Here is a 10,865-nt window from a genome sequence, read left to right on the forward strand (position 1 = left end):
TGTCGGCCGAAAGTGGAGATGCGTGGATGAACGGGCCCGGATCCGATTCAGCTCTGGGACGACGGCTCGCCACGGCCGTACCCTCCCAGCACCGCAGGCTGGTCACCGAACTGGTGCGCACGGCCGTGACCGAGGCGATCGAAGCGGCGCGGCCGGGCACGGTGGACTCGGTGGACGCGGCCACCCCGTTCGCCGCGCTGGGACTCGACTCGCTCGCCGCGGTCGACCTGCACCGGCGGCTGACCGAGCGCACCGGCCTCGACCTGCCGGTCGGCCTCGCCTACGACTGCCCCACCGTCCACGACCTGGCCGCCCGGCTGCTCGCCGAGGTCCACGGCACGGCGGACGAGCACCCCGAGCCGGCCGGTGACGGCAGCGCCGACGAACCGATCGCGGTCGTCGGCATCGGCTGCCGCTTCCCCGGCGGCATCTCCTCACCCGCCGACCTGTGGCGGCTGCTGACCGAGGGCGGCGAAGTGCTCTCGGGCTTCCCCCAGGATCGCGGCTGGGACCTCGACGCCCTCTACGACGAGGATCCCGAGGTACCCGGCAGCTCTTACGTCCGCAACGGCGGATTCCTCGACACGGCCACCGAGTTCGACGCCGAGTTCTTCGGCATCAGTCCGCGCGAGGCGCTCGGCATGGACCCGCAGCAGCGCCTCGTCCTGGAGACCTCCTGGCAGGCCCTGGAGGACGCCGGCATCGACCCCACGATGCTGCGCGGCACCCCGGCCGGCATGTTCTTCGGCGCCGAGGTGCAGGAGTACGGGCCGCGCCTGCACGACGCCCCGGACGGCCTCGACGCCTACCTGCTCGCCGGGAACGCCTCCAGCGTCATCTCCGGCCGCGTCGCCTATGTGCTGGGCGCCGAGGGCCCCGCGGTCACCGTCGACACCGCCTGCTCCGCCGCCCTGGTCGCGGTCCACCTGGCGTGCCGCTCGCTGCGGCAGGGCGAGTCCTCGCTCGCCCTCGCGGGCGGTGTGGCCGTGATGGGCGGACCCGGTGTGTTCACCGCCTTCAGCCGGCAGCGCGGGCTCGCGCCCGACGGCCGCTGCAAGGCGTTCGCCGCCGGCGCCGACGGCACCGGATTCGCCGAGGGCGTCGGTGTGCTCGTCCTGGAGCGGCTCGGCGACGCCCGCCGCAACGGCCATCAGGTGCTGGCCGTCGTCCGTGGCTCCGCCGTCAACCAGGACGGCGCCTCCAACGGCCTGACCGCGCCCAACGGCACCTCCCAGCAGCGGCTGATCCGCCGGGCCCTCGCCGACGCGGGGCTCACCGCCGCCGACGTCGACGTGGTCGAGGCGCACGGCACCGGCACCCGGCTCGGTGACCCCATCGAGGCCACCGCACTCCTCGCCACCTACGGTCAGGGCCGCCCCGAAGGCGCCCCCCTGCTGCTCGGCTCGGTCAAGTCCAACCTCGGACACACCCAGGCCGCCGCCGGTGTCGCCGGCGTGATCAAGACGATCCTGGCCATGCGGCACGGCCAGGTACCGGCGACGCTGCACGTCGACGAGCCCACCCCGGCCGTCAACTGGTCGACGGGGGCCGTGGAACTCGTCACCGAGCACCGCCGGTGGCCCGAGACCGGCCGGGTGCGGCGCGCGGGCGTGTCGTCGTTCGGGGTCAGCGGAACCAACGCGCACGTCATCCTGGAGCAGCCGGAACCCGAGGAGGCCGAGGCGGACGAGCGCCCGGCCCTTCCGGCCGGCACCCCGCTGCCGTTCACGCTGTCCGCGCGCGGCGAGGCCGCCCTGCGGGCCCGCGCCGCCGACCTGCTGCCCCTGACGGACGAGGCCGACCCGCTGGACCTCGCCCGCTCGCTGGCCACCACCCGTGCCGCCCTGTCCGACCGGGCGGTCCTCGTCGCCGCCGACCGCGGCGAACTGCGCGCCGCCCTGCACGAGCTGGTCTCCGACGGCGCACCGACGGCAGCCCGCTCCGACGGCGACCTGGGCTTCCTCTTCACCGGCCAGGGCAGTCAGCGCATCGGGATGGGCCGTGAACTCGCCGCCGCCTACCCGGTGTTCGCCGACGCCCTGGACGACGTCTGCGCCCACTTCGACCTCCAGCTCGACCGGCCCCTCAAGGACGTCCTGTTCGCCGAGCCCGGCAGCGAGGAGGACGGGCTGCTGCACCGCACCGAGTACGCGCAGCCCGCCCTGTTCGCCGTGGAGGTCGCCCTCCACCGGCTCCTGGAGAGCTGGGGCCTGACCCCGGACCAGCTCGCCGGGCACTCCGTCGGCGAGATCGCCGCCGCGCACGTGGCCGGCGTGCTCACCCTCCAGGACGCGACGATCCTCACCGCCGCCCGCGGCCGGCTCATGCAACGGCTCCCCGAGGGCGGCGCCATGGTCGCCGTACGCGCCACCGAGGACGAGGTGGCACCGCTGCTCACACCGCGCACCGGCATCGCCGCCGTGAACGGCCCCGCCGCCGTGGTCGTCTCCGGCGACGCGGCCGACGTCGAGCGCATCGCCGCCGAACTCGCCGCGCGCGGCCACGACACCAAGCGCCTGCGGGTCAGCCACGCCTTCCACTCGCCGCTGATGGAACCGATGCTCGCCGAGTTCCGCAGCGTCGTGCACGTCCTGGACTACGCCGAGCCGAAGCTGCCGGTGGTCTCGACCGTCACCGGCGCCCTCGTCACCGCCGAGCTGTGCGACCCCGAGTACTGGGTGGAGCACGTCCGCGCCCGGGTCCGCTTCCACGACGCCGTCCGCGCGCTCGCCGACGCCGGCGTCCGGACCTTCCTGGAGATCGGCCCCGACGCGGTCCTGTCCGCCATGGGCCCGGACTGCACCGACGCCCCCGGCACCGCCTTCCTGCCGGTGCTGCGGCGCGAGCGGCCCGAGGCCCGCGAGGCCGTCGGCGCGCTCGCCGCCGCCCACGCCCGGGGCGTCCCCGTCGACTGGCAGCGGCACTTCGCCTCCCTCGGCGGACACCGTATCGACGTGCCCCGCTACCCCTTCCAGCGGCGCCGCTTCTGGCTGGAGCAGAGCAGCGCCACCGACGCCACCGGCCTCGGCCAGCTCCCCGCCGGACACCCGCTGCTCGCGGCCGTGGTCGCCGTCGGAGCCGAGGGCGTCGTCCTCACCGGCCGTCTGTCGACCCGCACCCAGCCCTGGCTCGCCGACCACGTCATCGCCGGACGGGTGCTGTTCCCCGGCACCGCCTTCGTCGAACTCGCCCTGCGCGCCGGCGACCACGTCGGCGCGGCGGGCCTGGAGGAACTGACCCTGGGCGCCCCGCTCGTGCTGCGCGCCGACGACGACGTCGCCGTCCAGGTCGCCGTCGGCGAACCCGACGACTCCGCACGCCGCACCGTCACCGTCCACACCCGCGCCGACGAGGCCGCCCCCTGGACCCAGCACGCCGCCGGTGTCCTCACCGCCACCGCCCCGTCCGCAACGGCCGACCTGACCGCATGGCCGCCGCAGGACGCCCGGCCGCTCGACGTCGCGGGCGTCTACACCGGCCTCGCCGACCAGGGATACGGCTACGGACCCGCCTTCCAGGGACTGCGCGCCGCCTGGCGACACGGCGACGACGTCTACGCCGAGGTCGCCCTGCCCGCCGAAGCCGCCGCCGACGCCGCCGGGTTCGGACTGCATCCGGCGCTGCTCGACGCCGCGCTGCACGCCGCCGACCTCGACGCCCCGCCGCGCCCCGAGGTACTGGTGCCGTTCGCCTGGACCGGCGTCACCCTGCACGCCGCCGGCGCGTCCGCGCTGCGCGTGAAGATCACCGGCAGCGGCGGCGACACCATCGCCCTGCACCTCGCCGACGCCACCGGCGCCCCGGTGGCCGACATCGAGGCCCTGACCTCCCGTCCCGTACAGGCCGATGACGTCCTGTACGCCGTGCGGTGGTCGCCGTACCCCCGACCGGCGACCACCGCACCCCTGCGTACCGCCGTCCTCGCGGACTCCGTCGACGCGCTCCTCGACGGCCCCGCCCCGGACGCCGTCGTGCACCGCGTGCCCGGCCCGGCCGACGCCGACGCCGCCACGGCACGCGCCCATGTCCTCGACGTACTGCGGCTGCTGCAGACCTGGCAGACGGACGAACGGCTCGCCGGGACCCGGCTCGTCGTCGTCACCCCGCCCGCCGCCCCCGCCCACGCGGCCGTCCGCGGCCTGGTGCGCTCCGCCCAGGCCGAGAACCCCGGGCGGTACGTCCTCGTCGAGCACGAGACCCTGCCCGGCGAAGCCGACCTGCGCCGGATCCTCGCCACCGGCGAACCCGAACTCTCCCTGACCGACGGCGGGTTCAGCGTCCCGCGCCTCGTCGCGCAGCCCACCGCCGACCCCGCGCCCGCCGCCGACTGGGGCACCGTCCTCGTCACCGGCGGCACCGGCGGCCTCGGCGCACTGCTCGCCCGGCACCTGGTCAGTGCCCACGGCGTACGCAGGCTGCTGCTCGTCGGCCGCCGCGGCACCGCGACCGGGCCGGCGGCCGAACTCACCGCGCTCGGCGCCGAGGTGACCGTGGCCGCCTGCGACGTCGGCGACCGCGAGGCCCTGCGCCGCCTGCTCGACGAGCACCCCGTCGACTCCGTCGTCCACGCGGCCGGCACCGTCCACGACGGCATCGTGGACACCCTCACCGGCGACATGGTGGACGAGGTCTTCCACGCGAAGGCCCTCGGCGCCTGGCACCTGCACGAGCTGACCCGCGACCGCGACCTCGCCCACTTCGTCCTGTTCTCCTCCCTCGCCGCCGTCCTCGACGGCCCCGGCCAGGGCAACTACGCGGCCGCCAACGCCTACCTCGACGCCCTCGCCGAGCACCGCGCCGCACTCGGCCTGCCCGCCACCGCGCTCGCCTGGGGCCTGTGGGCCACCGACAGCGGCATGGGCGCCGCCCTGGACACCACGGCCCTGGAGCGCATCGCGGGCCACGGCATCCCCGGCCTGTCCGCCGAACGCTCGCTGGAGCTGTTCGACGCCGCCCTGCGAAGCCGCGCCCCCCACCTGGTGCCCGTGGAGATCGACGCCGCCGCCGTACGCCGCCGACCCGACGGCATACCGCCGCTGCTGACCGGCCTCGTCCGTCCGGCGATCCGCCGGGCCGCGGCGAGCACCGCCGCTCCCGCCCCGGCCACGGACGGACAGCTCGCCGCACTGCCCGCCGCCGACCGCGACCGTGCGGTGCTCGACCTGGTGCGCACCGAAGTGGCGGCCGTGCTGCGGCACGACGGGCCGTCCGCCATCGACCCCGGCCGGGCCTTCACCGACCTCGGCTTCGACTCGCTGGCCGCCGTGGAGCTGCGCAACCGGCTGGGCACCGTCACCGGACTGCGGCTGCCCGCCACCCTCGTCTTCGACCACCCCACCTCCCGCGTCCTCGCCGACCACATCCGCGACACCCTCTTCGGCACCGGTCCGCAGGAGACCGCCGCCCCCGTCACGCGCACGGCAGGCGACGACGACCCGATCGTCATCGTCGGGATGAGCTGCCGCTACCCCGGCGGGGTCCGTTCCCCCGAGGACCTGTGGCGGCTCGTCGCCGACGGCGCCGACGCGGTCGGCGACTTCCCGGCGGACCGCGGCTGGGACACCGAGACGCTCTACGACCCGGAGCCGGGCACCCCCGGCCGCACCTACACCCGCCAGGGCGCCTTCCTGTACGACGCCGCCGAGTTCGACGCCGGGTTCTTCGGTATCAGCCCGCGCGAGGCCACCGCCATGGACCCGCAGCAGCGGCTGCTGCTGGAGGTGTCCTGGGAGGCGCTGGAGCGCTCCACCATCGACCCGAACCGTCTGCGCGGCTCCCGCACCGGCGTGTTCGCGGGCGTCATGTACCACGACTACGGCACCTGGCTGGCCGAGGTGCCCGAGGATCTCGCCGCCTACCTCGGCAACGGCAGCCTCGGCAGCGTCGTCTCCGGCCGCGTCGCCTACGCCCTCGGACTGGAGGGTCCGGCCGTCACCGTCGACACCGCCTGCTCCTCCTCGCTGGTCACCCTGCACCTTGCTGCCCAGGCGCTGCGGCAGGGCGAGTGCGATCTCGCCCTGGTCGGCGGTGTCACCGTCATGTCGACGCCGGACACCTTCGTGGACTTCGCCCGGCAGCGCGGGCTGGCCGCCGACGGCCGCTGCAAGTCCTTCGCCGCCGCGGCCGACGGCACCGGCTGGGGCGAGGGCGCCGGCATGATCGTCGTCGAGCGCCTCTCCGACGCCCGCAGGGCCGGCCACCAGGTGCTCGCGGTGGTCCGCGGCTCCGCCGTCAACTCCGACGGCGCCTCCAACGGCCTGACCGCCCCCAACGGCCCCTCCCAGCAGCGCGTCATCCGCGCCGCGCTGGCCGCAGCCGGGCTCACCCCGGCCGACGTCGACGCCGTCGAGGCGCACGGCACGGGTACGACGCTCGGCGACCCGATCGAGGCGCAGGCACTGCTCGCCACCTACGGTGCCGAGCACACCGAGGACAGCCCGCTGTGGCTGGGCTCCGTCAAGTCCAACATGGGGCACACCCAGGCCGCCGCCGGAGTCGCCGGCATCATCAAGATGGTCATGGCGATCCGGAACGGGGTCCTGCCGAAGACCCTGCACGTGGACGCACCGTCCCACCAGGTCGACTGGGGCGCCGGCGCCGTGGAACTGCTCACCGAGCAGCGCCCGTGGCAGGCACCGGACCGGCCGCGCCGGGCCGGAGTGTCCTCGTTCGGGATCAGCGGCACCAACGCGCATGTCATCCTTGAGGAGTTCACCGAGCCGGAGCCTTCGCAGGCCGACCCGGCCACCGCCCCGCCGGTGCTCGCCCTCCCGGTCTCCGCGCGCTCGCCCGAGGCCCTGCGCGGCCAGGCCCGCCGTCTGCGGGAGCTGACCGGCACCGCCCCCGCCGACCTCGGCCTGGCCCTGGCCACCACACGGGGTACCCACCCCCACCGCGCCGTCGTCCTCGCCACCGGCGACGACCAGGCCGCCACCGCTCTGGACGCCCTGGCACACGGCACCGACGCGCCGGGCCTGCTCGTCACCGGCTCCGCAACCGACGGCACGCTGGCCTACCTGTTCTCCGGACAGGGCGCCCAGCGCCCCGGCATGGGCCGCGACTGGTACGACGCCTTCCCCGTCTACGCCGAGCACTTCGACCGCGCCGCAGCGCTCTTCGACAAGCACCTCGAACGCCCCCTCGCCGAGGTCGTGTTCGGCGACGACGCCGCGACCCTGGAGCAGACCGCCTACACCCAGGCCGCCCTGTTCACCACCCAGGTCGCCCTCTACCGGCTGCTGGAATCCCTCGGGCTGCGCCCCGACTGGCTCGCCGGACACTCCGTCGGCGAGTTCGCCGCCGCGCACGTCGCGGGCGTGTGGTCGCTGCACGACGCCGTCACCGCGGTCGCCGCCCGGGGCCGGCTCATGCAGGCGCTGCCCGAGGGCGGCGCGATGATCGCCGTCCAGGCGACGGAGGAGGAGGTGACTCCGCTGCTGGACGGGCGGAGCGGGATCGCCGCCGTCAACGGTCCGCGGGCCGTGGTGGTCTCCGGCGACGAGGACGCCGTCACCGCGATCGCCGCGCACTTCACGACCACCCGCAGGCTGCGCGTGTCGCATGCCTTCCACTCGCCGCGCATGGAGCCCATGCTGGTCGCCTTCCGCGAGGTCATGACGGGCATCGTGGCCGCGGAGCCCGCCGTGCCGATCGTCTCCACCCTCACCGGCGCCCCGGCCACCGCCGCCGAACTCGGCTCCGCCGACTACTGGGTGCGGCACGTGCGCGAGACGGTGCGCTTCGCCGACGCCGTCACGACGCTCGCCGCGAAGGGTGCCGACACCTTCCTCGAACTCGGTGCCGCGCCCGTCCTCACCGCCATGGGCCCCGACTGCCTGCCCGACGCCGAGGACCCCGCCTTCGTCTCCACGGCCCGCAAGGACACCGCCCAACTGCCGGGCCTGCTGGCCGCGTTGGCCGCCGTCCACACCCGAGGCCCGGACGTCGACTGGGCGGCACTGTACGGGACGTACGCGGGGAGCCGGGTCGACCTGCCCACCTACGCCTTCGACCACCGCCGGTACTGGCTGCCCACCTCCGCCGTCAGCGCCGGCGACGCCGCCGGGCACGGCCTGGCCGCCGTCGACCACCCGCTGGTCAGCGCCCGCCTGGACCTGCCCGGCGACGCCGGTGTGCTGCTCACCGGCCGGATCTCCGCCGTCACCCACCCGGTCCTCGCCGAGCACGCCGTACTGGGCACGGTCCTCGTGCCCGGCGCCGCCCTCGTCGACCTCGCGCTGCACGCCGGACGCCTCACCGGACGCCCCGTCGTGGAGGAACTCACCCTGCAGGCGCCGCTGGCGCTGCCCGCGGACAGCGCCGTACGCCTCCAGGTCGCCGCCGGTCCCGACGGCACCGTCGAGATCCACTCGCGCGCCGAGAACGCGCCCGCCGACGACGGCTGGACACGGCACGCCACCGGCACCCTCACCGGCCCCGCCACCGCGCCCCAGGCCACGCCCGGCGCCTGGCCGCCGCCCGGCGCCACCCCGCTCGACGTCAGCGGCCTCTACCCGGCCCTGCACGCCGAGGGATACGACTACGGCCCGGTCTTCCAGGGCGTTCGCGCCGCCTGGCGGCAGGGCGACACCCTCCTCGCCGAACTCGAACTGCCCGCCGACGCCCGGCAGGACGCGGCCCGGCACGCCCTGCACCCGGCGCTCCTGGACTCCGCCCTGCACGTCACGTCCCTCCTGGACGGCGAGACGAGCGACGGCGAGGGGCCCGAGAGCGGCGAGCGGTCCGAGGGCATCGCCCTGCCCTTCGCCTGGACCGGGGTCGCCCTGCACACCCAGGGCTCCCTCACCGCCCGCGTCCGCGTCACCCCGGGCACCGACGGCACCCGCATCGAACTGGCCGACACCGAGGGCCGGCCGCTGGCCACCGTCGAGTCCTACGTCACCCGCCCCGTCACCGCCGACCGGCTCGCCCCGCAGCAGCGGCGCCACCTGTACGCCGTCACCGACGAGCCGCTGCCCGAGGCCGCGGGCCGTCCCGACCGCCGTAGCTGGGCGGTCCTCGGCGACGACGACCTCGGCCTCGGCGCCCCGCTGCGCAGCGACCTGGCCGCGCTCGGCAGCACCGTGCCCGACGTGGTGATCCTGCCGGTCACCGCCCCGCACGCCGAGGGCGAGCGGCTGCCGGGCGCCGTGCGGGACGCCCTGGGCCGCACCCTGGAGACCCTTCGGGCGTGGTCGGACGGCGACCGGTTCGCAGATTCGGTGCTCGTGGTCCTGGCCGGCGGCGGTCTCGCCGACGCCGCCGTCCTCGGACTGGTGCGGGCCGCGCAGGCCGAGGAACCCGGCCGGATTCTCCTGGTCGAGCGGGCCGCGCCCGACGGCCCCGTGCCGGACCGGGCCGCGCTGGCCGCGCTCCTCGACTCCGGGGAGCCGGAGGTGCGGTGGCGGGACGGCCGCGCGCACGCCCCGCGTCTGGTCCGCGCCGACGACTTCGCGCGGGAGGACCGTCCGTGGGGCACCGTCCTCGTCACCGGCGGCACCGGCGGCCTCGGCGCCCTGGTCGCCCGCCACCTCGCCGAACGGCACGGCGTCACCCGCCTGGTGCTCACCAGCCGCCGCGGCCCGCAGGCGCCGGGCGCCGCTGAACTGAGTGCGGATCTCGTGGAGTTGGGCGCTCGGGCCGAGATCGTCGCCTGTGACGTGGCCGACCGCGGCGCGCTCGCCGCGCTGCTCGCCGCGCACCCCGTCGACAGCGTCGTGCACACCGCCGGCGTCCTGGCCGACGGCGTGGTCGGCTCGCTGACCCCGGAGCGCCTGGACACCGTGTTGCGGCCCAAGGCGGACGCCGCCTGGCACCTGCACGAACTGACCCTGGACCGGGAGCTGTCCCACTTCGTGCTGTTCTCCTCGGCCGCCGGCACCATCGACGCCTCCGGCCAGGGCAACTACGCCGCCGCCAACGTCTTCCTCGACGCGCTGGCCGCCCACCGCGCCGCCCTCGGCCTGCCCGCCACCTCCCTCGCCTGGGGCCTGTGGTCCGGCGGCGGCATGGGAGCCGGCCTCGACGCGGCCGAGGTCCAGCGCATCGAACGCTCCGGCATCGGCGCGCTCGACCCGGCCGAGGCACTGGCGCTGTTCGACACCGCCGTCGCCTCCGGTGACCCCGCCCTGGTGCCCGTACGGCTGGACACCGCGGCCCTGCGCCGCCGCGGCGACGACGTCCCCGCCGTGCTGCGCACCCTGGCCGGCGTCGCCCACCGCGCGGACCGCGACGAGCGGGCCCGCACCCTGGGCGAACGACTGGCCGAACTCCCGGCCGCCGACCACGAGCACACCGTGCTGGAAGCCGTCCGCACCGAGGTCGCCGCCGTCCTCGGGCACGCCGGACCCGCCGCCGTCGAACCACGCCGCGCCTTCACCGAGCTGGGCTTCGACTCGCTCGCCGCCGTCGAACTGCGCAACCGGCTGGGCACGGTCTGCGGACGGCGCCTGCCGTCCACGCTGATCTTCGACTACGCCACCCCGCTGGCGCTCGCCGGCCACCTCCTGGAACGGCTCCTGCCGGACACCGAGGAACCCGGGACCGGCGCGGCCCAGCACGGCGACGACGAGGTGCGCACCCTGATCGCGCGCATCCCCGTCGACCGCATCCGGGAGGCAGGCCTGCTCGACAGCCTGCTGAAGCTGTCCGAGCCGGCCCCCGAGCCCGCCCCCGCCGACCAGGCCCTGGACATCAAGTCCATGGCCGTGGCCGATCTGGTGCGCGCCGCGCTCGACCGCAGCGGCAGCCAATGACCCGACCCCGGTGCCGGACGACGCGCCGCGTCCGGCACCGGGACACCTCCAAGTCCGGCGCACCCTCCACCGCGTCACCAGCGCCGCCGAGCCAGCAGGGAGCGACACCGA

At 76.0% G+C, this 10,865-nt stretch carries 1 protein-coding gene; it reads left to right on the top strand.

Features of this window, described 5'->3' with window-relative positions:
* The first annotated feature begins 26 nt into the window (after window positions 1-26).
* Entirely contained in the window at window positions 27-10,754 is a 10,728-nt protein-coding gene (locus AQI95_RS04935) for a type I polyketide synthase (protein WP_067117894.1), read from the top strand.
* Window positions 10,755-10,865: the final 111 nt, after the last annotated feature.

The sequence above is a fragment of the Streptomyces yokosukanensis genome (assembly GCF_001514035.1).
In the GTDB taxonomy this organism is placed as follows: Bacteria; Actinomycetota; Actinomycetes; order Streptomycetales; family Streptomycetaceae; genus Streptomyces; species Streptomyces yokosukanensis.